Origin of the sequence: Nitrosococcus oceani ATCC 19707 (assembly GCF_000012805.1) — a bacterium.
Classification (GTDB): Bacteria; Pseudomonadota; Gammaproteobacteria; order Nitrosococcales; family Nitrosococcaceae; genus Nitrosococcus; species Nitrosococcus oceani.
In genome coordinates this window covers 617,364-642,122 of the sequence record NC_007484.1, presented here as the reverse complement: position 1 = coordinate 642,122, position 24,759 = coordinate 617,364, and the positions used below count along the sequence as shown (strand labels likewise).

General features: G+C 52.6%; 29 protein-coding genes. 18 read left to right on the top strand and 11 right to left on the bottom strand.

Annotated elements, in window-relative coordinates; all coding sequences use genetic code 11:
* Nucleotides 1-144 precede the first annotated feature (144 nt).
* Both NOC_RS03280 and NOC_RS03275 read left to right on the top strand, forming a co-directional pair.
* On the top strand, nucleotides 145-1,041 hold the full coding sequence (locus NOC_RS03280; protein WP_002813635.1) for a cation diffusion facilitator family transporter: 897 nt from the start codon (nucleotides 145-147) through the stop codon (nucleotides 1,039-1,041).
* A gap of 143 nt (nucleotides 1,042-1,184) precedes the next feature.
* Nucleotides 1,185-1,871 carry a metallophosphoesterase gene (locus NOC_RS03275; protein ID WP_002813882.1) on the top strand — a complete coding sequence of 229 codons (687 nt, stop codon included), beginning with the start codon at nucleotides 1,185-1,187 and terminating at the stop codon, nucleotides 1,869-1,871.
* A 52-nt stretch (nucleotides 1,872-1,923) separates the two neighbouring features.
* Here NOC_RS03275 and NOC_RS03270 read toward each other — a convergent pair whose 3' ends face one another.
* Both NOC_RS03270 and NOC_RS17650 read right to left on the bottom strand, forming a co-directional pair.
* The gene (locus tag NOC_RS03270) at nucleotides 1,924-2,781 is read right to left on the bottom strand and encodes a sulfurtransferase (RefSeq protein WP_002812034.1); all 858 of its coding nucleotides are present in this window, start codon (nucleotides 2,779-2,781) and stop codon (nucleotides 1,924-1,926) included.
* A gap of 88 nt (nucleotides 2,782-2,869) precedes the next feature.
* The gene (locus NOC_RS17650) at nucleotides 2,870-3,034 is read right to left on the bottom strand and encodes a hypothetical protein (protein ID WP_002812845.1); all 165 of its coding nucleotides are present in this window, start codon (nucleotides 3,032-3,034) and stop codon (nucleotides 2,870-2,872) included.
* A 134-nt stretch (nucleotides 3,035-3,168) separates the two neighbouring features.
* On the opposite strand from NOC_RS17650, the gene NOC_RS03265 reads away from it, so the two are divergent.
* Both NOC_RS03265 and NOC_RS17275 read left to right on the top strand, forming a co-directional pair.
* Entirely contained in the window at nucleotides 3,169-4,374 is a 1,206-nt protein-coding gene (locus tag NOC_RS03265) for a zinc-dependent alcohol dehydrogenase (protein WP_002813625.1), read from the top strand.
* A 367-nt stretch (nucleotides 4,375-4,741) separates the two neighbouring features.
* Nucleotides 4,742-5,089 (top strand): hypothetical protein, encoded by a 348-nt coding sequence (locus NOC_RS17275; protein WP_049750804.1) that lies wholly within the window; start codon nucleotides 4,742-4,744, stop codon nucleotides 5,087-5,089.
* 60 nt (nucleotides 5,090-5,149) lie between these two features.
* On the opposite strand, the gene NOC_RS03255 is transcribed toward NOC_RS17275, so the two are convergent.
* Nucleotides 5,150-5,323, bottom strand: coding sequence for a hypothetical protein (locus NOC_RS03255; RefSeq protein ID WP_155814707.1), 174 nt, complete (start codon nucleotides 5,321-5,323; stop codon nucleotides 5,150-5,152).
* A 334-nt stretch (nucleotides 5,324-5,657) separates the two neighbouring features.
* Between NOC_RS03255 and arsS the strand changes: the two genes are divergently transcribed.
* The 14 genes from arsS to NOC_RS03185 all read left to right on the top strand — a co-directional run bounded on the left by arsS (nucleotide 5,658) and on the right by NOC_RS03185 (nucleotide 19,783).
* Entirely contained in the window at nucleotides 5,658-6,611 is a 954-nt protein-coding gene (gene arsS, locus NOC_RS03250) for an arsenosugar biosynthesis radical SAM (seleno)protein ArsS (protein WP_002812463.1), read from the top strand.
* 53 nt (nucleotides 6,612-6,664) lie between these two features.
* Nucleotides 6,665-8,881, top strand: a complete 2,217-nt coding sequence (locus NOC_RS03245) for an FAD-dependent oxidoreductase (RefSeq protein WP_002812131.1) — start codon at nucleotides 6,665-6,667, stop codon at nucleotides 8,879-8,881.
* A gap of 179 nt (nucleotides 8,882-9,060) precedes the next feature.
* Nucleotides 9,061-9,795: a TIGR04283 family arsenosugar biosynthesis glycosyltransferase gene (locus NOC_RS03240; protein ID WP_011330400.1), complete on the top strand. Its 735-nt coding sequence runs from the start codon at nucleotides 9,061-9,063 to the stop codon at nucleotides 9,793-9,795.
* 4 nt (nucleotides 9,796-9,799) lie between these two features.
* A complete protein-coding gene (locus NOC_RS03235; RefSeq protein WP_011330399.1) occupies nucleotides 9,800-10,444 on the top strand; it encodes a TIGR04282 family arsenosugar biosynthesis glycosyltransferase in 645 nt (214 codons plus the stop codon).
* A gap of 387 nt (nucleotides 10,445-10,831) precedes the next feature.
* A complete protein-coding gene (locus NOC_RS03230) occupies nucleotides 10,832-11,872 on the top strand; it encodes a methyltransferase domain-containing protein (protein ID WP_002813234.1) in 1,041 nt (346 codons plus the stop codon).
* Nucleotides 11,863-12,396 (top strand): arsenate reductase ArsC, encoded by a 534-nt coding sequence (locus tag NOC_RS03225; RefSeq protein ID WP_011330398.1) that lies wholly within the window; start codon nucleotides 11,863-11,865, stop codon nucleotides 12,394-12,396. Before NOC_RS03230 ends, NOC_RS03225 begins: the two co-directional genes overlap by 10 nt.
* Nucleotides 12,396-13,202 carry a phosphate ABC transporter substrate-binding protein gene (locus NOC_RS03220; RefSeq protein WP_002813763.1) on the top strand — a complete coding sequence of 269 codons (807 nt, stop codon included), beginning with the start codon at nucleotides 12,396-12,398 and terminating at the stop codon, nucleotides 13,200-13,202. Before NOC_RS03225 ends, NOC_RS03220 begins: the two co-directional genes overlap by 1 nt.
* An 18-nt stretch (nucleotides 13,203-13,220) precedes the next feature.
* On the top strand, nucleotides 13,221-14,111 hold the full coding sequence (pstC, locus tag NOC_RS03215) for a phosphate ABC transporter permease subunit PstC (protein ID WP_002812327.1): 891 nt from the start codon (nucleotides 13,221-13,223) through the stop codon (nucleotides 14,109-14,111).
* A complete protein-coding gene (gene pstA, locus NOC_RS03210) occupies nucleotides 14,104-14,937 on the top strand; it encodes a phosphate ABC transporter permease PstA (protein ID WP_002814193.1) in 834 nt (277 codons plus the stop codon). The genes pstC and pstA overlap by 8 nt, the downstream gene beginning before the upstream one ends.
* Nucleotides 14,934-15,767: a phosphate ABC transporter ATP-binding protein gene (locus tag NOC_RS03205; RefSeq protein WP_011330397.1), complete on the top strand. Its 834-nt coding sequence runs from the start codon at nucleotides 14,934-14,936 to the stop codon at nucleotides 15,765-15,767. The genes pstA and NOC_RS03205 overlap by 4 nt, the downstream gene beginning before the upstream one ends.
* 460 nt (nucleotides 15,768-16,227) lie before the next feature.
* The gene (locus NOC_RS03200) at nucleotides 16,228-16,812 is read left to right on the top strand and encodes an ATP-dependent zinc protease family protein (protein ID WP_002812517.1); all 585 of its coding nucleotides are present in this window, start codon (nucleotides 16,228-16,230) and stop codon (nucleotides 16,810-16,812) included.
* A 203-nt stretch (nucleotides 16,813-17,015) separates the two neighbouring features.
* Nucleotides 17,016-17,765, top strand: coding sequence for a peptidoglycan editing factor PgeF (gene pgeF / locus NOC_RS03195; RefSeq protein ID WP_002812570.1), 750 nt, complete (start codon nucleotides 17,016-17,018; stop codon nucleotides 17,763-17,765).
* 45 nt (nucleotides 17,766-17,810) lie between these two features.
* Nucleotides 17,811-18,719: a glycosyltransferase family 9 protein gene (locus tag NOC_RS03190; RefSeq protein WP_002814310.1), complete on the top strand. Its 909-nt coding sequence runs from the start codon at nucleotides 17,811-17,813 to the stop codon at nucleotides 18,717-18,719.
* On the top strand, nucleotides 18,716-19,783 hold the full coding sequence (locus NOC_RS03185) for a glycosyltransferase (protein ID WP_002813639.1): 1,068 nt from the start codon (nucleotides 18,716-18,718) through the stop codon (nucleotides 19,781-19,783). Before NOC_RS03190 ends, NOC_RS03185 begins: the two co-directional genes overlap by 4 nt.
* 27 nt (nucleotides 19,784-19,810) lie before the next feature.
* Here the strand turns inward: NOC_RS03185 and NOC_RS03180 are convergent, their stop codons facing one another.
* The 8 genes from NOC_RS03180 to NOC_RS03145 all read right to left on the bottom strand — a co-directional run bounded on the left by NOC_RS03180 (nucleotide 19,811) and on the right by NOC_RS03145 (nucleotide 24,758).
* A complete protein-coding gene (locus tag NOC_RS03180) occupies nucleotides 19,811-20,806 on the bottom strand; it encodes a glycosyltransferase family 9 protein (RefSeq protein ID WP_002812757.1) in 996 nt (331 codons plus the stop codon).
* Nucleotides 20,807-21,185: 379 nt separating this feature from the next.
* Complete coding sequence (locus NOC_RS03170) at nucleotides 21,186-21,593, bottom strand: hypothetical protein (protein ID WP_002813009.1); 408 nt, start codon at nucleotides 21,591-21,593, stop codon at nucleotides 21,186-21,188.
* 132 nt (nucleotides 21,594-21,725) lie between these two features.
* Nucleotides 21,726-22,787 (bottom strand): reverse transcriptase domain-containing protein, encoded by a 1,062-nt coding sequence (locus NOC_RS03165; protein WP_261771851.1) that lies wholly within the window; start codon nucleotides 22,785-22,787, stop codon nucleotides 21,726-21,728.
* 24 nt (nucleotides 22,788-22,811) lie between these two features.
* On the bottom strand, nucleotides 22,812-23,138 hold the full coding sequence (locus NOC_RS17810) for a hypothetical protein (protein WP_211138766.1): 327 nt from the start codon (nucleotides 23,136-23,138) through the stop codon (nucleotides 22,812-22,814).
* 371 nt (nucleotides 23,139-23,509) lie between these two features.
* Nucleotides 23,510-23,707, bottom strand: a complete 198-nt coding sequence (locus tag NOC_RS03160; RefSeq protein ID WP_002813406.1) for a DUF2283 domain-containing protein — start codon at nucleotides 23,705-23,707, stop codon at nucleotides 23,510-23,512.
* Between the two features lie 138 nt (nucleotides 23,708-23,845).
* Nucleotides 23,846-24,013, bottom strand: a complete 168-nt coding sequence (locus NOC_RS17805) for a hypothetical protein (protein ID WP_155814706.1) — start codon at nucleotides 24,011-24,013, stop codon at nucleotides 23,846-23,848.
* A 13-nt stretch (nucleotides 24,014-24,026) separates the two neighbouring features.
* Nucleotides 24,027-24,236, bottom strand: a complete 210-nt coding sequence (locus NOC_RS17265) for a hypothetical protein (RefSeq protein WP_147094496.1) — start codon at nucleotides 24,234-24,236, stop codon at nucleotides 24,027-24,029.
* Nucleotides 24,237-24,434: 198 nt separating this feature from the next.
* Complete coding sequence (locus NOC_RS03145) at nucleotides 24,435-24,758, bottom strand: HigA family addiction module antitoxin (protein ID WP_011330395.1); 324 nt, start codon at nucleotides 24,756-24,758, stop codon at nucleotides 24,435-24,437.
* Nucleotide 24,759 lies beyond the last annotated feature (1 nt).

Genomic DNA, 24,759 nt, shown 5'->3' with positions numbered 1-24,759 from the left:
ATGTAAGGGTGATATGGCTTCTAGTTAAGCCAATTAGGTCATTGATATCTAGGATAGGCGACTCAATATTTAATGGGCCAGATCTGAAGCAAGATTCAGAGAAGCAATTTACAGGAGCCGGGAGCACAGTAGCAGAATAACCGAATGTCCATTACCCCCGCTTCTAAGCAACAGCCTTCGCGAAACGAGAGGCGCGTCTTTTGGGCTGCGCTAGTCACCGGCGTTTTTACAATTATAGAGACCATCGGTGGAATACTCTCTGGCTCCCTCGCTTTACTAGCCGATGCGGGGCATATGTTGGCGGACACCGCCGCCCTAACGCTAGCTTGGCTTGCTTTTCGAGTGAGCCGTAAACCCGCCGATGCTCGCCGTTCGTATGGATATCAGCGATTCCAAGTACTTGCCGCTTTGATCAATGGGCTGGCCTTGTTTTTTATCGTTATCTGGATCTTGCTTGAAGCTATTGCCCGGCTCCTAGAACCCGTCGAGATATTGGCTGGTGTCATGCTGATGGTTGCGGTAGCAGGCTTAGTTATCAATATTCTAACCTTTGCTATTCTCCATGGTGGCGATCATCATAATCTTAATCTCCGCGGCGCCCTATTACACGTATTGGGAGATTTACTGGGCTCGGTAGCTGCCCTAACCGCCGCCGCCGTGATTCTAATAAGCGGCTGGACCTTTATCGATCCCTTATTGTCATTATTCGTCGCCTTGCTCATTCTCCGCAGCGCTTGGGTACTGATGAAGAAATCAGCCCATATCCTGCTGGAAGGTAGTCCAGAATGGTTAAATGTAGAGGAGTTACGCAGCAAATTGATAGAAACCGTCCCCGACGTAGAAGATATCCACCATATCCACGTTTGGTTACTCACCTCTGAGAGCCCGCTCCTCACACTCCATGCAAGCATCTGCCAAGGCGGCAACTATGATCAGACTTTGATGGCTATCAAGGAATGTCTTCGCCAACAATTTGGGATTGAACACTCCACTATCCAAATTGAAACCCAGCGCTGCGTGGACAAAACGCCTAGCTCATGATCGCTCCTCGCCCGATTGGGCGAGGGTTTAGACAGGATTTCGCTCAGCAAAATAGTCTATACATTTATTGGGGAGGAAAACCCTATTGAAGGTATGCCGAGTGGCTTATTGCTAACCTCAAAATATTCTGAAATATCAATACAGTGCGATTCAAACGCTTTTCTAAAAATCTGGCTGGCAAGGACTACGTGGTTGGCGATATACACGGCACCTATAGTCTATTGGCGCAAGCGCTAGAACGCGTGGGTTTTGACCCCAGCCAGGATCGGTTATTCGCCGTTGGCGATTTGGTAGACCGGGGCCCCGAATCCCCTGACGCACTCACTTGGCTCGAATACCCCTGGTTCCACTCCTGCCGAGGAAACCATGACGAGTTTGTTATTAACGCCCAAAACCTTGAGTTTGATGCGGCTTGGTGGATACTGGTGAACGGCGGAGAATGGTGGCTGGACCTAGATCTAACGACTCGAAATCTTTTTTCGGAACGCTTCAAGCAGCTTCCCTTTGCCATGGAAATTGAAACTGACCAGGGCAAGGTTGGAATCGTCCACGCCGACGTTCCCGCCAATCTCAATTGGACACGATTCGTCGCCGAGATTGAGCGGGGTAATCCCGCTATCCATAAATACGCGCTTTGGAGCCGCAGTCGCGCTACCGGCAAGTGTACTACCCCGGTTGAGGGTATCGAGCGAGTCTACTGTGGGCATACCGTCATCAAAGGTGGCACCCTTAAAATCGTGGGTAATGTGTATTTCATCGATACCGGAGCTGCCTATACCTTTCTCGGCGCTAGACTAACCCTTCTACCTTTGGCTTACCAGCAAAGCTGAGCTGTTTTTTGCCTGCTTTCCTTGAAGGACAGCAAGCTCCATGAGTTTACGTTTAATCATGAGTTTCATCCCCCATTGCCACAGGCCGGGTTCCATCAGTGATCCATTGGCTCCAGGACCCAGGATATAACCGTGCCCCCTGAAATCCCGCAATTTCCATGGCCAGCAAATTGTGGCAGGCAGTGACACCGGACCCGCACATGCACACCACTTGCGCAGATGGCACCTCCCCCATCTGCTTTCGGAAAGCGCCTGCTAGCTCTTGGGAAGGCAGAAATCTTCCCTGCTTATTCAGATTTTGCTGGAAAGGGTGGTTCTTTGCCCCCGGGATATGGCCAGCAACCCTATCGACAGGCTCAAAGTCACCCCGGAAACGTTCTGGCGCCCGTCCATCCAAGAGAAGATATCCAAGCAACGAGGCATGCTCTACATCTTCCACGGTAGTCGTCATGGAGGGTTGGAGCCGAGCCTCGAAACAAGCCGGCGCTGGCTCAGGCGTTGCCCTATTCAGCGGATAGCCTTCCTCCCGCCAGCGTTGCTCTCCCCCATCTAAAACAGCTACAGCTTTATGACCCAACCAGCGCAGCAACCACCATAAACGTGCCGCAAAGGCACCCGAAGCATCATCGTAAACGACAACCTGGGTCGTCGAGTCCACGCCCCAGCCGCCCAATTTATCTGCCAACTGCTCCGGCTTGGGGAGAGGATGACGCCCGCTGCCGGGAGTTACCGGAGATGACAAATCCTCCTCCAGGTGGACATAATATGCCCCCGGGATATGGCCTTTTTGATAGGCGTACCAGCCAGCTGATGAATCCATAAGATTAAAACGACAGTCAAAAATAACCCAGTTAGGATGACCGAGAGCCTCGACAAGCTCAGCGGGACTAATGATCGTAGAATAAGACATCTGATTCTTAGTTACCCGTTTATTACCAACATGTAATAAGGATAGTATGGGCAAAAACTATATCCAATCCCAAAAACTTCAGAATAATTTAGGCTAAATGCGCTATTTCAGCGGCCATAACCAAACCACCGCGCGGTTCGCAAATAAATTTTAGATCGCTAAAGCTCTCCATAAGCCAGCCGCCCCAGTCCCTGGCAAGTAAAAAAATTTGGCGGAAATCGTAGACATAACCACCCCGGCCTTCTAATCTCATAGGCAGGGAGTTTCAGGGTGATGTTCCCTGCTTATCACCGGAATTTTGGTTAGCTTCCGGTGCAGAGAACACACCTTTTATAGCTCAGAATTACCCCGTTACCCTTAACCTCACCCGCTCATAAGGAGGCCGAAATGAAAGCGGTTGTTTTTCACGGGATTGGTGATATTCGCCTCGATGAAGTACCGGAGCCGCAGATCAAAGACCCGACCGATGCGGTAATACGGGTTACTGCCAGCGCTATCTGTGGCACCGATCTGCACATGGTGCGCGGCACCATGGGCGGCATGGAAAACGGCACTATTCTCGGGCACGAAGCTGTCGGGGTGGTGGAAGCCCTCGGTAAGGGTGTACGCAATCTTAAAGAAGGCGATCGTGTAGTTGTACCCTCCACCATTGCTTGCGGCTATTGCGCCTACTGCCGTGCGGGCTATCATGCCCAGTGCGACAATGCCAACCCGCAAGGCTTATTAGCCGGCACCGCTTTCTTCGGCGGGCCGAAAGCCTCCGGCCCCTTCCATGGCCTGCAGGCGGAGAAGGCGCGGATTCCTTTTGCCAATGCCGGTTTGGTAAAACTGCCCGATGAAGTCAGCGACGATGAGGCCATCCTGGTTTCCGATATCTTCCCCACGGCTTATTTTGGCGCTGAATTGGCCGAGATTAAAGCCGGCGACACTGTGGCTGTATTTGGCTGCGGTCCGGTAGGACAGTTTGTTATTACCAGCGCGCAGCTACTGGGCGCCGGACGAATACTCGCCGTGGACTCTGTGCCTTCCCGTCTCGAAATGGCTCGAACCCAAGGCGCGGAAATCATCGACTTCAACGCCGAGGATCCGGTGGCAACCATCAGGGATTTGACCGGCGGCATCGGCGTGGATCGCGCCATCGACGCTGTAGGCGTGGATGCTGAGCGCCCGCACCATGGGCCGGCTGCCAAGCAAACGGATGCGCAACAGGCGCAATTTGAGCAGGAACTCAAGGAAATTGCTCCCGAGAACCATCCCCAAGGCGGCCACTGGCATCCTGGAGATGCTCCCTCCCAGGCCTTGCGTTGGGCGGTTGAAAGCTTGGCTAAAGCGGGCACCCTATCGATTATCGGAGTCTACCCACCTAATGATCGCTTTTTTCCCATCGGTCAGGCGATGAACAAGAACCTTACCCTCAAGATGGGCAATTGCAATCACCGTAAATATATTCCCATGCTGGTCAACTTGGTGCACACCGGGGTGGTCAATCCCGCTGCGGTGCTCACCCAGCAGGAGCCGCTCACGGCGGTAATCGATGCCTACCAAAACTTCGACCAGCGCAAATCCGGCTGGATCAAGGTGGAACTGAAATAGCGCTTACAGCAAAGGCTTGAATAAAAAAGAGTCGGCTATTATATACTTTGCTGAATTCTAAAATCCCCGGATACCTAAGGAGATTAATGAAGGTTTCTGTGTAAATCCGCCTCAATTATATATTTACCCTTTTGCTTATATGTTCAGTACTGAGGATTAGCGCAAGAGAAATAGCCTATCTCACCAGGTTAGCGATTGCTAGATCCGTAGTGACATGGACTTCTCGTGGATACCAGCGATCGTAGTCGGCCACCATTGCAAGGGACGAAATAGAGATGAGGAACGAATCCCAATTGCTTTTTTGCGTCCGTCAGGCAAGCCTTTGCTGCTTCCGGAGCGGTGTCCGGCGAGTGATTGGAGTTTCGCCATGACTGATGTCGATTTTGTTCCTATTACAAAACCTCATCCGCCTGGAGAATTCGCGCTTCAACGGGTACCTCGGGCTGGCCACGACTTAGCGCGCAAGGCCCTCGGTTGGGTATCACCCTCCACGCGCATCACTTCTCCTCCTCCCGAGGATAGGTCGCGCTTGTGGCAACGAGAAAATCATAGCGCTAATTCATGGCAAAACGCAAGTAACCTGGTCCTCCCGCCCTGCCTGCCGCACCGCCCTTGGCGCAGGCGGGTCGATGCGCGACTTCATTTCGCACTCTCGCTGGAAGGCATTAAACATCCATGTTTAATTCCAACGTTTCCTCTGTTGTTTTTTAGCTAATGCCACTGACCCGAAGCTGCCGGGCTAGTCCGAAATTTTCGAGCAATCCAGTCATCCATGCTACTGTAGCTCGGTGCCGGTGAAGCGGTGCCGACGGCCATTGTGAGCTTCATTGGGATGGCCATCAGGCGTAAATCCAATCCAAGCACCAACGCCACTCCATCCATGAATTCGACCAACTCGGCGGGCAGCGTCATCATAAATGCGTAGCGCCAAGGGAGCCGAGAAAGTCAATTCTCCTTGACTTGTCCAGGATGTCGAACAGCCTATTTCCCAGGTGACAGGTTTTCATCAAGGCAGCCCCACAAACAGCCATTAATAACACCTTGGTCGCATCGGGGCGGCGGATTCTTACACGCATAATCCAGCTCCAGTCATGATGACAATAGATAGACCGATGTGGAGCTGCTAAGACCGGATATAACACCATGGTTGAAGTATCCTATTAAAAAAACAACTATGGCGGTTGTCATACTAGCTAGTATTAAAGATGCCTTGTAAGAAATCAACGATTTGGCACGACCAAGGTTCAAATTCTGAAATATGCAACCGGACTCTGGAGATCACGATGCATGCAACCTTACCCCTTTTGGAAGTCACTGACTTTCCCCCTATTCGGCGAAAAAGTCTGGAGACCCTGCAAGTCAATCTTGGCTACAAATGCAACCAAAGCTGCCTGCATTGCCATGTCAACGCGGGTCCAAATCGCAAGGAGATGATGGACCGGGACACCCTAGAATTGATCTTTCCGGTACTTAAATCGCGCCCCATCAAGACCTTGGATCTGACCGGTGGAGCGCCAGAACTGCACAGCGACTTTCGTTACCTGGTATCCAAGGCCCGCGCTACTGGCGTACATGTAATTGACCGGTGCAATCTGACAATTCTGTTTGAGCCCGGGCAGGAAAACTTGGCCGAGTTTCTGGCAAAGTATCAAGTGGAGGTTGTAGCGTCACTGCCCTGCTACTCCCTGGAAAATGTTGACAAACAACGCGGTAAAGGTGTCTTTGATAAAAGCATTGCCGGATTGCAAAAGCTCAATACTCTAGGATACGGACAGCCAGGCAGCGATCTGGCGCTAAACCTAGTTTACAACCCGCAGGGGCCGACCTTGCCACCCGACCAGCAATCATTGGAAGCCGATTACAAACGCGAGCTGCGCCAGCACTTTGGTATTGAGTTCAACCAATTGTATGCGTTGGCTAATATGCCCATTAAGCGTTTTGGTTCTACCCTGATTTCCAAAGGAAAATTTCAGGGCTACATGCAGTTGCTGAAAGACAGCTACCAGCCAAATAACCTTGAACAGGTAATGTGCCGATCCCTGGTGAGCGTGGATTGGCAGGGCTACTTATACGACTGCGATTTCAATCAACAATTGGCACTGCCATTAGGAGGCGTAAAACGCAAGCACTTACGGGATCTCCTGGAAGAGAGCTTGAACGATTACCCCATCCGTATAGCGGACCATTGCTATGGCTGCACCGCTGGTCAGGGGAGCAGTTGTGGTGGTTCCTTTTAACAACCTGAAAGGCTAGTTGTGACGAAATATTTCAACGACAGAGCATACCCATAATGAAGAAAGCATACTTATTGATGGTCATAACAGCGCTGGTCGTTGGCTTTTTCTTTTTCGATCTCGACCGCCTACTGACACTGGAAGGCCTAAAGCAGGGACTGGCACAATTCGAAGCATGGCGTACGGACCAACCCATGGTGATTGGCGGGGCCTTTTTACTGCTGTATGTGCTGGTGACCGCGCTCTCCCTGCCAGGCGCCGCAGTGATGACATTGGCTGCTGGGGCCTTGTTTGGACTGCTGTGGGGAACGATCATTGTGTCCTTTGCCAGCACGGTCGGTGCTACTCTCGCCTTTTTGATATCCCGGTATCTGCTCCATGACACCGTCCAAAAACGTTTTGGTGATCGCCTGAAACCCATTAATGAAGGCATCAAAAAGGATGGTGCTTTCTACCTGTTCACCCTGCGCCTGGTTCCGGTATTTCCGTTTTTTCTCATCAATCTCTTGATGGGGCTCACTCCCATTCGGGCGCTTACTTTCTTTTGGGTCAGTCAGGTCGGCATGTTGGCTGGCACGCTGGTCTACGTGAATGCTGGCACGCAGTTAGCCCAACTGGACAGCCTATCAGGCATCTTGTCGCCGTCCCTGCTACTGTCGTTTGCATTATTGGGTGTTTTTCCCCTGCTGGCCAAAAAACTACTGGCGGTCATTAAGGCACGCCGTGTGTATGCAGGCTATCAAAAACCCAGTCACTTTGATCGTAATCTGATCGTAATTGGCGCCGGTGCTGGCGGCCTGGTCACCGCCTATATCGCAGCGGCGGTGAAGGCTAAAGTCACACTGATCGAAGCCCACAAAATGGGCGGTGACTGTTTGAATTATGGCTGTGTTCCCAGTAAGGCACTGATCAAAAGCGCCAAGCTGGCACACCAGATGCGCCAGGCCGACCACTACGGATTGGAAGCCACCTCCCCCCATTTTTCCTTCCGCAAAGTAATGGCCCGCGTCCATGAGGTGATTCGTCAGGTTGAGCCCCACGACAGTATCGAGCGGTACGAAGGGTTGGGGGTGGAGATCATTCAGGGTTATGCCAGGTTGGTCGATCCCTGGACTGTGGAAATCAAGCGCAATGATGGTTCCGTGCAACAATTAACCAGTCGTTCCATCGTCCTAGCCACCGGCGCACGCCCCTTTATTCCCCCTCTACCCGGTATTAAAGAGGTGGGCTATGTCACCAGCGATACCCTATGGGATGAGTTTGCCAAACTGGATGAAGCGCCAAAGCGCCTTGTTGTGTTGGGTGGTGGTCCGATTGGATGCGAACTGGCACAGAGTTTTACCCGCCTGGGCTCTCAAGTAACTCAGGTGGAAATGGCCCCGCGTATCCTGATCCGTGAGGATGAGGAGGTCTCTGAATTCGCCAAGGCATCGCTGCAAGGTGATGGTGTCGCCGTGCTTACCAACCACAAAGCACTCCGCTGTGAAAAGCAAGGTGGTACAAAACGCCTGATTATGGAATACGAAGGCGTAGAAAAGATCATTGAATTCGATACCCTCCTCTGCGCGGTGGGCCGTGTGGCCAGATTGCAGGGGTATGGCCTTGAAGAGCTAGGCATCGAAACTAACCGCACCATCGTGACCAACGACTATCTGGAGACGCTGTATCCGAATATTTACGCCGCCGGCGATGTAGCAGGCCCCTACCAGTTCACCCATACTGCCGCTCACCAAGCCTGGTATGCCGCCGTCAACGCCCTGTTCAGCCAATTCAAAAGGTTCAAGGTTGATTATCGCATCATACCTTGGACGACCTTTATTGATCCTGAAGTGGCTCAGGTAGGCCTTAACGAACAGGAGGCCAAGAAAAAAGGCATTGCTTTTGAGGTAACCCGCTACGGACTGGAGGATCTGGATCGGGCTATCACCGACGGAGCCGCTCATGGATTCGTCAAGGTACTCACCGAACCCGGCAAGGACCGTATCCTCGGTGTCACCATCGTCGGTAAGCATGGTGGCGACCTGATGGCGGAATTCGTGCTAGCGATGAAGCATGGGCTTGGTCTGAGCAAAATTCTCGGCACCATCCACGCCTATCCCACCTGGGCGGAAGCCAACAAATATGCCGCCGGCGAGTGGAAACGTGCTCATGCGCCAGAGCGGGTTCTTATCTGGCTTGAGAAATATCACCAATGGAGAAGAGGTAATGCAAAAACATCACCTGCTGATGGGCCTGCTACTAAGCATTCTGACGCTTCAGACCGCCTGGGCTGAGAGTTTCAATCACAACACCTGGAATAACTTGCTCATGGCGCATGTATCACCGGTCAACGGTGGGGCTGCCACGGTCGTAGACTATCAAAAGGGAGGGCCCGGGATCGTGAGCAGCTTGATGAACAGAGCAACTTGTTTCTGAGCGACCGAAGCCGGAGTGGACATTGAGTTTCTTGATTATGACTGGCAACTCAACCAAAAGCGCTGACCAGGGGCGGTGGCACTCACGATCGGCGTTCAGCATCATCGTGCCGATGTTGAATGAAATTGAGTTGCTGCCGGATCTGCTGGCGCATTTACAGTACTGGCAGCGACAGGGTTGCGAAGTGCTACTGGTCGATGGTGGCAGCCAGGATGGCTCCGCCAAAGTGGCTGAAAGCATTGGTTTCAAAGTTATTCGCTCCGCCCGTGGGCGCGCCGTGCAAATGAATGCCGGTGCGACACAGGCCAACGGCTCGGTTCTGGTATTTTTGCATGCGGATACTCGCTTACCCAAAGATGGGTTGGAGCGCATTTCCCGAGCTATTTACAAGCGCCGCTGGGGACGCTTTGATGTCCACATCAGTGGCGATACGGCGATGCTCAACATGGTGGCCTTTTTTATGAATGGGCGTTCCCGGTTAACGGGCATAGCAACCGGTGATCAAGCTATTTTTGTGGAAAGAACCTTGTTCGAACACATACAGGGTTATCCAGAGCAACCTCTCATGGAAGACATTGAACTATCCAAGCGATTGCTGTGCATTGAACGCCCTGCCTGTCTTTCAGCAAAAGTCGTTACATCCGGGCGTCGGTGGCTACAACGAGGAATCTGGCGCACGATCGGGCTGATGTGGCGGCTACGCTGGGCCTATTGGCGAGGTGTGCCGCCTGAACAGCTAGTCAAACGCTATGAGCAATCGGTGAAACAATGAAACCATGAATACAATGCCCCAAAGAGCTATTCGCATAGTCATTTTTGCCAAGGCACCTTTACCCGGACTAGCCAAGACTCGGTTGATTCCTGCCCTTGGAGCAGAAGGCTCAGCACACCTTGCCGTTAAGCTGCTGGAACATGCGGTCAAACAGGCGGTATTGGCAGATACCGGACCAGTAGAGCTGTGCGTGTCACCGACTCGTCTGCATTCGATCTGGAAGGAATTAACGCTACCCGTTTCACTCGAATGGTCCGAACAGGGCGAAGGAGATTTAGGCGAACGCCTGGCTAGGGCGACACGCCGAATTACCAATAACGGGCAAGCAATTATTTTGATCGGCACTGATTGCCCCAGCCTGAATGCAAAAAAGCTGCGTGAAGCAGCGCAAGCGCTGGAGCGCCACGATGCCTGTATGGTACCAGTAAGTGATGGTGGTTATGCCCTGCTGGGCTTGAATCGGCACCTTCCCGAGGTATTCAGCGACATGCCCTGGAGTTCCACCGCCGTCGCACGGCTGACGCGGCAGCGAATGCTGGCGGAATGTTGGACGTTCAAGCAACTGGCACCTTTGCATGACATCGACGAACCACAGGATTTGCAGTATTTGCCTGAAAACTGGGCGCCACGTTTCACAGCCATTAGCTGAGCTGAATTACAGCGCTACGCTCAGCGTCATGATGCTCATTTTCCGATTTTGGCTGATGAAGGGGGGATTATTCACGGATGCTATGCCATTCGTCACTCCTGATGTGGCCTGCTAAAAGGTATGTTGCCTCGCTTGCCGTCACTGCTCTATGCTGTGTTTGGCAAGGGGTATTTGCCCATCACTACTGGTGGATACATGAACACCATGCCAGCGAATTTTCTGGTAGATAGAAATGGCATTATTCAGGCAGCCTATTAGGGGAAGGACGAGGGAGATCATCTGGATTTTAAGCGGATTCGGCAATTCGCCTGGAGGCAAAGCGTATCTGCAATAGGCAAATCTAAACGGGTTCCAAAAGTCAAGTCATCCTGATTGGAGTTTTTTATCATGCACGACGTCGTTCAAGATTATTACGGTAAGCAGCTGCAAAGTTCCGCCGATCTCAAAACCACTGCTTGCTGCGATGCCAGCGCTATGCCTGATTGGCTGAAGCCTCTACTGGCGCGGATTCATCCGGAGATTCAATTTCGCTACTATGGCTGCGGGCTGATTTGTCCACCCTTATTGAAAGGATGCCGAGTGCTGGATCTGGGCTGTGGGTCGGGTCGCGATGTGTATGCCCTGGCACAGCTGGTTGGTCCTGAGGGCAAAGTTGTCGGCGTGGATATGACTGATGAACAACTGGCGGTGGCTCAATCCCATCAGGGTTGGCATACCGAATCCTTCGGTTTTGATAACGTGAGCTTTATCAAAGGGTATATTGAAAAACTCGATGAACTGGACCTGGAACCCGGCTCCTTTGATGTCATTGTCTCCAACTGCGTGGTAAACCTGTCACCGGATAAAGCGGCGGTATTGGATGGCGTGCACCGCCTTCTGAAACCCGGCGGTGAACTCTATTTCTCGGATGTCTACTCCGACCGCCGTGTGCCGGATGCCGTGCGCAACAATTCGGTATTGTATGGTGAATGTCTGGGTGGCGCCTTGTACTGGAACGACTTTCTGCGTCTGGCCAATGCCGCGGGTTTTGCCGATCCACGGCTGGTCGAGGATCGATCCCTTGAGGTGACTGACAGGAATCTGGCTCAACAAACCGGCAATCTGCAGTTTTTCTCGGCAACTTACCGTTTATTCAAACTAGATGGGCTGGAAAGCGCCTGTGAGGATTACGGCCAGGCGGTTATTTATCAGGGCACGATTCCCCACAGCCCACACCAATTCGTATTGGATAAGCATCACGCCATTGCGGCAGGTCGGGTATTTCCAGTGTGCGGCAACACCTGGCGCATGCTGCACGAGACACGATTTGCTGGGCATTTTCAGTTTATCGGCGATTTCAAACGACATTTTGGTCTGTTCGAAGGCTGTGGTTCAGTGATGCCATTCGACACTGTGGCAGGAACGACAGAGGCAATCCCATGCTGTTAGCAAAATCCATGAATAGCACGACCCAACACGCTGCAACCACATCGCGCCTGCGAGTTCTAGTACTCTGCACCGGTAATTCCGCGCGCTCCATTATGGCCGAGGCCATCTTCAATACGGTGGGCGCGCCGTTGTTTGAGGGGTTCAGTGCGGGCAGTTGCCCAACAGGCAAGGTAAACCCTTTGGCGCTGGAACAGATCAGCCGGTTGAGCCTGCCCGAGGACAGGGTTTTGCGCAGCAAGAGCTGGGATGAGTTCACAAAACCCGATGCACCACAATTGGATTTGGTGCTGACAGTGTGTGACAACGCGGCTTCAGAAGTTTGCCCGACCTTTGCCGGTGATTACGAACATGTTCACTGGGGACTTCCCGATCCGGCGGGCTCATCTGACAATATCCAGCAGGAGCGGGAAGCCTTCGCCCGCTGTTTCGAGACAATCAACTCGCGTGTGCAAGCACTGGTCGGCACCTTGTCGGTGACTAACTCTCGTGAGTCCATCTGCGATGCCATGAGAAAATTGTCCTGATGCGGGTACTGTTAAAAACGCTTTTATTATCCTTCACTTTGACCGCCGCGTTGCTTTCCCAGGCGGCGGACAACCGGCTCACTTTGACGGGGTCAAGCACGGTAGCCCCATTAGCTTCGGAAATTGCCAAACGATTTGAATCAAAGCATCCCGGTGTCCGCATCGATGTCCAGATGGGCGGTTCATCGCGAGGTATTAACGATGCACGAATGGGCTTGGCAGACATCGGCATGGTGTCGCGGGCATTGAAACCCACCGAGCAGGATCTCTCCGCTTTCCTCATCGCCATGGACGGTATTGGCCTCATCCTCCATAAGAGCAATGCCGTGAACACACTGAGTAATACTCAGATTATCGACATCTACATCGGCAAAATTACCCACTGGAAACAGGTCGGTGGCCCAGACCTGCCGATCACCGTGGTCAACAAGGCCGAGGGACGCTCGACACTGGAATTATTCCTGCACTACTTTGCGCTAAAGAACAGCCAGATCAAGGCCCACGTGGTAGTCGGGGACAACCAGCAAGGCATCAAGACGGTATCAGGAAACCCGGGAGCGATCGGCTATGTATCCATCGGTACCGCCGAATACGAAGAAGATCGTGGGACGCCTATCAAATTACTGCCCATGGCGGGCCAACCTGCTACGGTCGAGGCTGTGGCAAAAGGCGGTTACCCCCTGTCACGCCCGCTAAACCTGGTGATAAAAAAGACGCGCTCCGGACTGGTTAAGGATTTCATTGCCTTTGCCCAGTCGGCCGAGGTGAAAAACCTCGTTGAAGCGCAGTTTTTTGTCGCACCGTGATGAAATGGTGTGGTGAGCATGGGAATCAAAAGCATCAACAATCGGGCTGATCACCGATTAAGCGTAGTGCTAACCCTGCTATCCGGCGGTGCTGCGCTGCTGTTAGCACTCATTGTGCTGTTTTTAGTCACCGAGGCCTGGCCGTTTCTCATGAGTAGTTGGCGTGATGGAGCTTCGCTCGGTCTGTTCCAGAGTCAAGGTTGGTATCCCCTTGAAGGCAAGTTTGGTATGTTGCCAATGATCCTGGCTTCGCTGGCAGTCACCCTGGGCGCAATCGTGGTGGCATTACCCATTGGTCTGGCCAGTGCGATTTTTCTGGAGTTTTATGCGGTCGCTCATATTGCCCGAGTCTTTCGCCTGCTGCTCAACGTGCTGGCCGGCATTCCCTCGGTGGTGTTTGGCCTGTGGGGATTGACACGCCTCGTACCCCTTATTACCCAATGGCAACCACCGGGTGCCTCACTGCTAGCGGCGCTACTGGTGCTGTCATTGATGATACTGCCAACGATTACCCTGACCAGCACCTCGGCACTCGCCAGTGTTCCCAAAGACCTGCTGGCCGGTAGCGTGGCGCTGGGCTTGCGCCGCAAAACACAGATCCTCCATATTATGCTTCCAGCCGCCCGGTCCGGCATCACCGGTGGTGCGCTGCTCGCCACAGCAAGAGCCCTGGGTGAAACCATGGCGGTACTGATGGTGGCGGGCAATGTCGTCCAAATTCCTACTGGTCTGTTTGAACCCGTGCGCGTGCTCACCGCCAATATTGCCCTGGAGATGGCCTATGCCATGGACGATCACCGCGCCAGCCTGTTTACGTCGGGATTATTACTGACTTTACTGGTGTGGTTCCTCTCCTGGGGTGCGCACCGCGTGAACCGCCATCGCAGAGAGGCAGGTCATCATGGCTGATCGTTTGTTTGCCTGGTTGATGTTTGGCTGCGCCGCACTGGTAGTTGCATCATTGGTCTGGGTGTTGGGCGACGTAGTGATTGAGGGGCTTACCCATTTTTCCTGGTCTTTCTTGTTCGCGGAACCTGCCGATGCTGGCCGCGCCGGTGGTATCGGTCCAATTCTGGTTTCTACCCTGTGGATACTGCTGCTTGCCCTAGCCGTGTCCTTACCGTTGGGCCTGGGCGTGGCGATCTGGCTGTCGGAACTCGCTCCCAGAAACAGCCGTTTTGCCGACGGCACCGGTATTACACTGGATATCCTGGCCGGGGTGCCTTCCATCGTCTATGGCTTGTTTGGCAATGCATTTTTCAGTATCTATCTTGGGTTAGGGTTCTCTCTGCTATCCGGTGGGCTGACCCTAGCCTGCATGATCCTGCCGGTATTCGTGCGTACCTGTGAATCGGGTTTGCGGGCTGTCAATGACGACTGGCGGCGGGGCGCGCTGGCGCTCGGTATGACCCGTAGTGCCGCGATTTGGTACATCCTGTTGCCGGCGGCCCGTCCCGCGATTATGGCGGGTTTGATCCTGGGCATTGGTCGTGCCACCGCAGAAACGGCAGCACTATTATTTACCAGCGGTTATGTCGATCGGATGCCGGAATCACTGCTGGATTCCGGCCGGGCCTTGGCAGTGCATATCTACGATTTATCCATGAATGTGACCGGCGGTGATGGTGCGGCTTACGCCTCAGCATTGGTGCTGGTGATCCTGATTATTACACTCAACACGCTGGCGCAAAGTTTGGTAGATAAATGGTTCAAACGGAGGTTGGTCGTATCATGAGCCGACAAGAAACAACTCCCTATACTTTAGGGGAAATCGAACAGGGAACACCCTGTTGCGTGCCCAAAGCCTTGTTGCGGGTACGGGATCTTGCTGTTAGTTATGGCGAGATAACAGTATTATCCCAAGTATCGCTCGATATTTACAAGGGCTGCATCACCGCCTTGATCGGTCCTTCCGGCTGCGGCAAGACCAGTTTTCTCTCCACCCTGAACCGGCTCACGGACCACCATGAGCGAGCGCGTGTCAACGGGCGGATTCTGTTTGACGGCCAAGACTTGTTATGCGATCCGGTGGACACACTCAGGCTCAGACGCCGCATTGGCATGATTTTTCAGCGACCCAATCCTTTTCCTTTGTCCATATGGCGCAACCTGGAACTGCCGTTGAAAGAACACGGTGTACGCGATCGTCAAACGCGCTACCGCAAGATCGAGCAGGCGCTCAAGGATGTGGGGCTCTGGGATGAGGTGTCGGACCGCCTAGGCATATCTGCCCTGGTCCTGTCGGGTGGCCAGCAACAACGACTTTGCATTGCACGTGCGCTCGTACTGGAACCTGAAATTCTGTTAATGGACGAGCCGTGCAGCGCCCTCGACCCCATCTCATCCGGGGTGGTAGAAGAGCTGATTTTGCGCCTACGCGGTCGTTATACAGTGGTGATTGTCACCCACAATCTGGCCCAGGCCCGCCGTGTCGCCAACTATGCGGGCTTCTTCTGGATGACCGAGCGAGTCGGCAAGCTGATCGAATTTGGCCAGTGTCAGCATTTATTCGAGACACCGAGCCATGAATTAACGGCTGCCTATATTTCCGGTGCGCGAGGTTAAGGGGCATCGATTCCATCACCAACCTGGTAGGCGTGACTGGCTTGAAATGGAGGAGATGAGTATTCGAGCAGTATTTCCTTAAGCTTGTCGGTGTAATCCCATAAAAGAACCGCGCACGCTATCGACAAGATGAAATAATAGAACAGAGTGAAGAAGGAGAGCCCGAGTTGAATTTCAGGCTCCCTGCCAACTTAAGGAATTCCCCCTCAGAGAGATAAAACCTTAGGGATCAATGCCCTAAGAAGGAGGATTGATCTGGCGCCATGTCTCCCTTTGGCAACACGCATCCTGCTACCCCCAACATAAAAGCTAAACTGCTTTCTCCCTAAAGGACAGCAGGCTTCAGCGGTTCTTGATAGAGCCGCCTACACTAAATAGACTGCTCCAAGGCTTGAATAAAAAAGAGCCAGCTATATACTTTGCTGAATTCTAAAATCCCCGGATACCTAAGGAGAAATAAATGCTCTTGCGTCACTTGCGTCAATTTACCCCGATTGCGCTTGCCCTTTCTCTGATACTTAACGCTAGTGCTTCAGCCCAGGAGAAAGAGGAGCCGCCTATATTTGGGTGGCTCGAACTGGCTAAATTTATAAACTGGCCTGTAGTCGCCAAGGTCAAAATGGATACCGGTGCGCTTAGCTCCTCGCTCCACGCCACTAACTTAGAATATTTTCAACGGGATAATGCCAAATGGGTACGCTTCACAGTAGAAATCGAAGATCAAAAGGACCAGAAAGAGAAAGTTCAGGAAATATTTGAAGAACCGGTCTACCGTTTCGTGACAATTACCAGCTCGAACGGTGAAAGTGATCGCCGGCCCTCCGTGCTAATGAAGCTTTGCCTAGGAGGTGAAATTTACGAGGAGCAATTTACTTTAAATGACCGCAGTGATCTGACTTACCCTGTCCTGCTTGGTCGGCGCACCATCGAACACCTGGGACTAATCGATGTCACCCGCATCTTCACCAGTCGCCCCCAATGTAGCGATAAAGCGCCGGTGCATACTATTGAAAATCGAGAATTAGACGAAGATATTGGGATCTAAAGGCTAACTCAATTGCAGGAACCATTAATTGTAGGAGTAACACTTGGTTAGCTTATTGCTATTTTCGAGAACCTTAAAAATGAGTACCTAAAATTTACCCAAAACTCAGCATCTTTGAAACTACCTGGGAAAGATAAACAGGCTCTAGGCGAGAACGGCGACCTCCAAAAGCTTATCTCAAGGCAAAGTGATATAAATAATAGATGGAAAATACGGTACATCCTCTAACCATCATTCCTCACTGGCCCGCCCCAGCCAATGTCCGTGCCTATACCACAACCCGCAGCGGTGGAGTCAGTCTCCCTCCCTATCATTCATTTAATCTTGCTGAACACGTGGGGGATACACCGGAAGCGGTTAAAAAAAACCGCTTTCACCTTTACCAGTTCCTCTCTTTGCCCTGCGAGCCAAGCTGGTTAAAGCAGGTCCATGGCGCAAGAATCGTCTCTGCGAATTATGGTCCGGGGCAACAAGGCGATGCCAGTATTGCCTATGGACCCGGCCCTGTATGCGCCATACTCACTGCCGATTGTCTCCCACTGCTGCTCTGCGACCAGAAGGGAACCCGGGTGGCGGCGGTGCATGCAGGTTGGCGGGGGCTGGCGGCAGATATTATTGGAGCCACAATTAACGCTTTGGACATTCCTGGAGAACATTTGCTGGCCTGGCTGGGACCAGCCATTGGTCCCCAAGCTTTTGAAGTTGGCCCCGAAGTGAAACAAACCTTTTTAGACCAGAATGATGACCATGCCCTGGCTTTCAACGCTAACCGCCCAGGACACTGGTTAGCGGACATTTACCAACTTGCGCGCCTCAGTCTAACAAAGCGAGGAGTCCGATCTATTTATGGCGGCCAATACTGCACCGTTGCTGATCCGGACCGTTTCTATTCCTATCGGCGGGAGGGGATAACAGGGCGCATGGCAACACTCATTTGGCTAGCGGCTGCTTAGGCTAGTCTGGTATCATTCGCAGTTTGCCCAAACCTCGATCAAAACGTGCGCCGGATATTGTTTTTTACGCTCAGCAACATTGGCGATGCGGTACTTACCACACCCGCCCTCGAAGCCTTACATCAATGTTTTCCTGAAGCCACCATCGACCTCATGGCAGATCCACGTTCGAGCCTGGTCTTTGCCCACTGTCCTTATCGGGGACGTATCTTCCATAAAAATAAAAAAGCTGGCTGGCGAGGGCTGGGCAGTCTGATTTATCAGCTACGCCGCGTTCCTTATAGTCTGGTGGTAGATTTACGCACCGATGGTCTGGCTTATCTACTAAGAGCACAAAAGCGCCTGACCAAACGAGGAATTAAGCCTGCCGGTCCCCATGCTGTAGAACGCCACATGGCGGTAGTGGCATCTCTGCTATCTCCCTCTGCGCCCATTCCCCCCTGCCGGGTTTGGTTACAGCCTCAACAGGTACAGTTTGCCAAAGCGCAACTATCCCCACTGCCGGGACACCGCTGGCTCGCTTTAGGGCCAGGGGCGAATTGGCCCCCCAAAATCTGGCCTGCATCTGCCTTCACCGCACTAGTCAATGCTGTCAAAAACTGCTTTGATGGCGTGGTTCTCGTCGGCGGCCTCCAGGATCGGGAACGCAGCCAAGCGATCGGCGCCCATTTGCCCCTACCCTATGTTGATCTATGTGGAAGCACCGATTTACTGCAAGCAGCCGCAGTACTTCAACAAGCCAGCATTTTTGTAGGGAACGACTCGGGGCTCGGACATTTAGCGGCGGCGATGAATACCCCTACCCTCACCTTATTTGGCCCTGGGCGGCCGGAGCGTTATCATCCCTGGGGGAATCGTAACGCCTATGCATTAGCGCCTGATGGCCAACTCGCACAACTGTCAGCAACTACTGTTGCTCACCGCCTTTTTCAACTTTTAGAGAAAACGCCATGATCCGTTGCCTGCACGTGATCGGAAGCAAACAATCAGGGGGCGCGGAGCGTTTTTATTGCCGGTTGGTTAATGCCTTGCACGAAACTACCGGAACTATCCTGGCGGCTTTACCTCCCCAGAGTACACTCAGAGAGGCGCTAAACTCCCAGGTTCCCCAAAAACCAATCCCCATGAGGAATGTTTGGGACCCCTGGGCTCGTTGGCGAATTAGACAACTTATCCGCGACTATCAGCCTGAGATTGTACAAACCTATATGGGCCGGGCCACGCGCTTGACTCGTATTCCTGGTAAAGTTGGACCCATCCATATTGCCCGCCTGGGCGACTACTACAATCTTAAAGGTTATCGCCACGCCCACGCCTGGGTTGGCAACACCCGCGGGATCTGTCAGTACTTGGTGCAACAGGGAATGCCTGCGGCGCGGGTATTCCATATTAGCAACTTTGTCGATCTTCCCCTGCCAACGAAACCAACCTTACTTCATCAGCTTAAAGTGGAGCTGACCATCCCGGAGGATGCCTGGGTGCTCCTTACGGTTGGCCGCCTTCATCCTGTTAAAGGGTTCGAGGATCTTCTGGCCGCCTTCGCTCTTTTGCCCAGATCTATTGCCGGGCGGCCAGTGCATTTGCTCATCGCTGGTGACGGTCCCCTCAGACAGGAACTCCAGGTCAAAGCTGCCAACCTCCGCCTAGAAGGGCGGGTCCATTGGGGCGGTTGGCAACAAAACCCTAGCGTTTTTTACCAACTGGCTGATATTTTCATCTGCCCTTCCCGGCATGAGCCCCTGGGCAATGTGATCCTCGAAGCCTGGAGCCATGGCAAACCGGTGATCGCCACTAACACCCAAGGCGCCCAGGAACTCATGACCCCCACCGAAAATGGATGGATCACTCCTAACGCCGATCCCAAAGCTCTCAGCAAAGCAATTTCCGCCCTTCTCGCGGACGAGGCTTTGCAAGCCCAGTTAGGAAAAAACGGTCTCGCCACCCTCCAGCGTAATCATTCCCGGGAAGCCATCGTCACTGCTTATCTGAATCTCTATAGCCAGCTGCTTGGCCATTAATAGGAGAGAATATCTAGGCATCCAGCCTTATCCCAGCATCCCGTCCTGGCGCAGGCGTGCCAACACTTCCCCCGGCTGCAATTGTGCCAGGCAACGGTGAGCATTCCGCGGGGGACACTCGGGCAGGTAACACGGGCTGCAGGCTACCGGATGCACAAGAACGCGCTGCTGCTGACCAACGGCATGGCTGCGGCGCCAGTCGGTGGGTCCAAACAAAGCATAAACGGGGATAGCGGCAGCAGCGATAGCATGCATAGGCGCTGAGTCGGTGGTCACCGCAAAACGGGCATGGCGCGCTAACGCGACAAGCTCCAGAAGAGAAAAATCCCCCGTTGCATCCATACCGATATTTTGGGAGAGGGTTTGGTTTAATTCAGCATCTTCCGAGCCGCCCACCCAGATGACCACGACCCCCTGCTGCTCCAGAATCGTTCCCAGGGTAATAAAATGGGCGGCCGCCCACCGCTTGCTCTCCCAACGGGCGCTGGAACCAGCATGGATGAGGGCGATCTCTCTTCCCAGCAGCCTTTTTTCTGCCAGCCAATCCTTTACTTTTTGGCGTTGCTCATCACTGGCCTCAAGATAAGGACCCGCCTGTGCCGGTGGCAACCCCGTCGTTTCTAATAGCCGGTTCAGGCGGCTGAAACTATGGGCGTCCTTGCCCACAATTCCCTTGTTAGGCGGGCAGTGAGTATAAGGGAAACCTGGGCCTAAACCGTAGCGCCGGGCAGCCCCGGAAAGGGCCACCATGGTTTTACTACGGTCGCTCCCTTGCAAGTCGAACACCATTTGAAAACCCTGGCTTCGTATCCATCCTAGGGGAGGGAACAGGGACTGGATGCCTTTTCTCGGGAAAGACTTCACTTGTAGATTAGGATAGCCTGCAAACAGGCCAGCAAACCCCGGCGCGGTGAGCAGCCAAACCTCGTCCTCGGGATAGCCCTCCACGATTCGTTTGATATGGGGGGTCGCAATGATAATATCACCGAGCGCCCCTAATTTAATGATCAATATTCGCTGCATTTTTATACAGTAGCAAAATTCACTGAGGTATGTTTGTACACTGGCTTTGGAAGCGCCATGGCAAACACCCAAGAGACGGCGCTTGAGGTTGGCGATAATAGCAGGATGGAACCAAAGCAGCCACTGGTTAGCCTGCTTGGGCAGGGTGATCCGCAGGCGATGAATTTAGCTATGTGGAGTGAAGCACCTATAATGAAAAGACCCACGACAACGAGTGCGAGCTTGAACCATGGGTTGATCAGCCAAGCAGGGGGGCTGTCAATATATCTGCCACGGCTATGGCCCGGTGTGGCTCCATAGATGAGAATAAACAGCGCCCGACTAGGGCGTCTCCGGAGGCCCATCGGGCCAGAACGAATTTAATGCACTTGTTAAGGGTTTAATGCCCCCGACCGATGCGGCCCCAAGCCTCAAAATACTCATCCACGCAGTAAGATTTTGGCTGCAACCAATAACTGACCCGACCGTCCTTCTCCCCCCTATGAACCAGTTTTTTTACTTCTTCAGGAAGAAGCACGTAAGTTTGCGGCTCCTTTCCGATATTGTTAACGATGACCCAGAAGTCTCCCATGACCTTATCCAGGCTATTGCCGAGAGGGACAGGATTGCGCTTTGTGAGTGCTTTCACTTGGACGCCAATAAATTCAGTTCCTGTGCGATCATAGGCTATAACATCAATTCCGCGTGCATTCCGAGAGGTTGGCATAACATTCCAGCCCAGTCGGGATAGGTGATAGCACACGTAATAAAGGCCGATATTTCCGGTGACCTGTGTTTCCAGTTTCATCTATACCCTTAACGCCTGAACTCGGGTGCGTTTGTTATGTGCGGACGCTTCAATAGTTGTATTCATTGGCTTCCGGATTCATTACGCCCTCGATCCCGCGTCCCTTAAGGCCTTCTTCTAGAGCCTTCTGGATCAAGGTAAAATCGGCACTTCGAGCGGACGACTTCGCCCAATACGCTGTTCCTTGAAACGTGCAACGAGCTCATCTCTCGGAACATTGAAGGGAAACTGATGCGATTGATCATGCTTCCACTTTTTGAGGAGTTTCGACCTCAATTGAACTGACCTAAAGATTGTCGAAACTAGCCACCCATCAAGAAATCGAAGTTGTTCTTCGTCATTGACCAACGGGTAGAAGCTCATGATTCCTTTGAAATGTATGCGCTTCGACCGGCCACTGATGTAGTTCCGGAGTTGTTGGCTGGTCAAGCCACCGTAAAGATAACGACGAATTTGCAACATCGCCGTTAGGAGGGCTGGGTCCTCGCCATTAGCAGGAATAACAAGTCCGCGGAGCTGTTTCCCTCTCAACGGCTGCAAAAGGTTCCGATAAAGAAGATATGAAATCTGCTGCTGAACATTCTGCACCGAAGCCTTTTTGATGCCGACTGAATTAACAGAAATGGAGCAGCCCAGGAAGTCGATGGAGCTCTTCGTATTCGCAAGTTCAGCCGGCAGACCTGGACGTGTAAGAAGGCTTATTCCATCAGACTTCTTGGGGTTGATCTTTATGCCGGTTGCTGCTGAGAAATCGTTGATGATGGTAAAGGCATCGCAGATGCGCTGATAGCTCTGACTCCATATCACCGTGTCATCTGCGTACCTGGCAAATTTGAGGCCGGCCCGCTCAAACTCCTGATCAAGCCTCCAGCAAACCAAGTTCGCTAAGAACAGAGAGATTGAGGTGCCCTGCGGAATCCCAACCTCCCGCGACTGCAAGAATGCGTCAATAACGACGCGCTCTTCATCGCTGATATAAAAGCCGTTGCAGTCGAATTGCTCTCGAAGGTACTCATGGGAAATCGAACCAAAAAAATCCGAGAAATCGAACTCAGCGATAAATGCTCTGGCATCGCGTGACACATCAAGCCAAATGTCTTGAATGGCGAAGTGTACGTTTCGGTCGTTGCGGTATGCGTACGAAAACGAACTGAATCTGTGCTTGTTCTTGTCAAGCAGGCGCTCGTAAAAAATCCTCGAAACAGCGGCATCTGGGATCTAGTAGACGGCAACCTTTCGCACGTCGCCGCCATGTTTGGGGATCTCTTTGATGTGTGGATCCCGGGGTGTATAGGAGCTGTTCGAGAGCTTCTTTGTTATCGATCTGGCAATGCTCTTACGCCGAGATTTAACGTAGAACGGATTGAACTTTAAATCCTGCTGCCAGTAGTCAGGAACTTCGACGACCTTCGGCGGCGCATTTTTTATGCGTTTCAAGTTTCGACGGTGTTCAACGTGAAGCGCGTTGTGATAAGCATGATATCTCTGAATTAGCTTATCTGCCTCCTCGGCGATGACCCGTTCAAGGTGCTCTTCGAATCTCATTGGCATAAAGACAAAAGGCCCGATCTAGGACCGGGCCTCCCACGGGCGCAACCGCGTAAAAGTAAGTTTCCAATTGGACGGAGCTTGCAGAGCCCATCCCCCGGGGCCTGTTCAGAGAACAGCCTAATGGGCGCCCGTTCACCTCCTAGAGGCGTCAGGATCATGCTACCAAATGCTTCGGGCTTTGTGCACATAATCGGGGAGCTAACTGGTGGGTTCTCTTGGGTAATAGATGTGAGGCATCTGATTATGCAGGAGGTTTTGCCAATCGAACGGTTGTTAGCGATGCGATGCGAAGCGGCGCGGGCAGCCGTTTAGCGCAGTCAACTCCCCGATTCGCGCCGCTTTTTGGCGTCGGTTGGATGGACTTGTTATGCCGCAATGCCTTCGACAATCAAACGGCTTACATCAGTGCGCTGGCTTGCATGCTCGAACGTGATAGCGCAAACGTTACCGTTGGCATCCACATCGAGAATAGTGTTCTCATCTAAGTCTTTAGACTCAGCTATGTCATTGTCGCGGAACTCGATGTACAGCGTGTCTGTGTCTTCGAAATAGCTGACTTTCATGCCTTGTACCCTCTGTCAAAAAATGCGTTGTGTACGGTTTTACCATCCGACAATAAGATTACCCGCAGGTATCGGTTTTCCATTTCTTCAATTCTAGCCCATCGCCTTATTCGACCGTCTGCCTGTATGTACTCTCTTTCAGGGAACCGGACTACATGCTGAATCCATTCGTCCTTGATTATCGCTCGATCCGGTCTGACCCGAGTTGCCTGGAAGTATTTCGTTGCCTTCACTGTCATGTTTCTTGTCGGCATAACGCCTGAGCTCAGTTGCCGCCGGAGGAGCGCCAGCGACGTAGGCGGTCAACTGCGGCGCTTTGTTATACATCTATAAGCCTAGTGATGATGCACTCTTGCAGTTGGGGCAAATATTCTTCATAGACGGTAGCAGCCCGAATATTCGTGAGGCGGCCGTGATCCGGCTCTATTTCGACCTTGAATTCCTTTTTTACTAACCACTCGACATGCACAAAGAGCGAGTTCCAATTACTAGCATTATCCTCTAATTCGCCGGCAAGCATGCAAGACATCAAGCTGCGCTTTACTATGCCAATTCCTTTCACTCGTATTGACCGAGAACCTGGCCGATCGTTGATTCCAGCCGAGGATAAATTTTCCTTCGGAAAAAAACCGATCTTTCTGCTCTTCTCCGTCCCAATTTGTTCCCACTCCATAAATAGCCATTGATGTATCCTCATCCGGTATAACGGTGGGTTGAGCCGCGCACTTCAGTGTGTCGGCTCCAACCCATTGTTGGGCTCGCGATGAGTAGGCTTGAATCGCCTGACACGCGGCTTTGGCCCGCGTCGCTCGGCTTGCCAAAGATCAAACATCGACTGCTGATTCAGCCAGCTCTCTGCGGACGTACCAAACGCCATGGACAGGCGAATGGCCATCTCCGGGCTGATGCCGGCTCGCCCGTTTAGAATACTGGAAAGCGTCTTGCGACTGACTCCAAGTGCTTCCGCTGCCTCTGTAACACTCAATCCCAGCGGTTCCAAACACAAGCTCTTCAGAACTTCGCCGGGATGAGGGGGATTGTGCATACGCATA

Bases quoted from the DNA above. Each gene is read 5' to 3' on its own strand.
- NOC_RS03145 (WP_011330395.1), bottom strand. From the start codon at position 24,758: ATGCGTATGCACAATCCCCCTCATCCCGGCGAAGTTCTGAAGAGCTTG.
- pgeF (WP_002812570.1), top strand. From the start codon at position 17,016: ATGGAAAATACGGTACATCCTCTAACCATCATTCCTCACTGGCCCGCC.
- NOC_RS03235 (WP_011330399.1), top strand. From the start codon at position 9,800: ATGAATACAATGCCCCAAAGAGCTATTCGCATAGTCATTTTTGCCAAG.
- NOC_RS03225 (WP_011330398.1), top strand. From the start codon at position 11,863: ATGCTGTTAGCAAAATCCATGAATAGCACGACCCAACACGCTGCAACC.
- NOC_RS03280 (WP_002813635.1), top strand. From the start codon at position 145: ATGTCCATTACCCCCGCTTCTAAGCAACAGCCTTCGCGAAACGAGAGG.
- NOC_RS03220 (WP_002813763.1), top strand. From the start codon at position 12,396: ATGCGGGTACTGTTAAAAACGCTTTTATTATCCTTCACTTTGACCGCC.
- NOC_RS03240 (WP_011330400.1), top strand. From the start codon at position 9,061: ATGACTGGCAACTCAACCAAAAGCGCTGACCAGGGGCGGTGGCACTCA.
- NOC_RS03185 (WP_002813639.1), top strand. From the start codon at position 18,716: ATGATCCGTTGCCTGCACGTGATCGGAAGCAAACAATCAGGGGGCGCG.
- NOC_RS03265 (WP_002813625.1), top strand. From the start codon at position 3,169: ATGAAAGCGGTTGTTTTTCACGGGATTGGTGATATTCGCCTCGATGAA.
- NOC_RS03180 (WP_002812757.1), bottom strand. From the start codon at position 20,806: ATGCAGCGAATATTGATCATTAAATTAGGGGCGCTCGGTGATATTATC.
- NOC_RS17810 (WP_211138766.1), bottom strand. From the start codon at position 23,138: ATGAGATTCGAAGAGCACCTTGAACGGGTCATCGCCGAGGAGGCAGAT.
- NOC_RS03200 (WP_002812517.1), top strand. From the start codon at position 16,228: ATGCTCTTGCGTCACTTGCGTCAATTTACCCCGATTGCGCTTGCCCTT.
- NOC_RS17265 (WP_147094496.1), bottom strand. From the start codon at position 24,236: ATGTCTTGCATGCTTGCCGGCGAATTAGAGGATAATGCTAGTAATTGG.
- NOC_RS03230 (WP_002813234.1), top strand. From the start codon at position 10,832: ATGCACGACGTCGTTCAAGATTATTACGGTAAGCAGCTGCAAAGTTCC.
- NOC_RS03160 (WP_002813406.1), bottom strand. From the start codon at position 23,707: ATGAAAGTCAGCTATTTCGAAGACACAGACACGCTGTACATCGAGTTC.
- NOC_RS03245 (WP_002812131.1), top strand. From the start codon at position 6,665: ATGAAGAAAGCATACTTATTGATGGTCATAACAGCGCTGGTCGTTGGC.
- pstC (WP_002812327.1), top strand. From the start codon at position 13,221: ATGGGAATCAAAAGCATCAACAATCGGGCTGATCACCGATTAAGCGTA.
- NOC_RS03205 (WP_011330397.1), top strand. From the start codon at position 14,934: ATGAGCCGACAAGAAACAACTCCCTATACTTTAGGGGAAATCGAACAG.
- NOC_RS03270 (WP_002812034.1), bottom strand. From the start codon at position 2,781: ATGTCTTATTCTACGATCATTAGTCCCGCTGAGCTTGTCGAGGCTCTC.
- NOC_RS17650 (WP_002812845.1), bottom strand. From the start codon at position 3,034: ATGAGATTAGAAGGCCGGGGTGGTTATGTCTACGATTTCCGCCAAATT.
- pstA (WP_002814193.1), top strand. From the start codon at position 14,104: ATGGCTGATCGTTTGTTTGCCTGGTTGATGTTTGGCTGCGCCGCACTG.
- arsS (WP_002812463.1), top strand. From the start codon at position 5,658: ATGCATGCAACCTTACCCCTTTTGGAAGTCACTGACTTTCCCCCTATT.
- NOC_RS17275 (WP_049750804.1), top strand. From the start codon at position 4,742: ATGACTGATGTCGATTTTGTTCCTATTACAAAACCTCATCCGCCTGGA.
- NOC_RS03170 (WP_002813009.1), bottom strand. From the start codon at position 21,593: ATGAAACTGGAAACACAGGTCACCGGAAATATCGGCCTTTATTACGTG.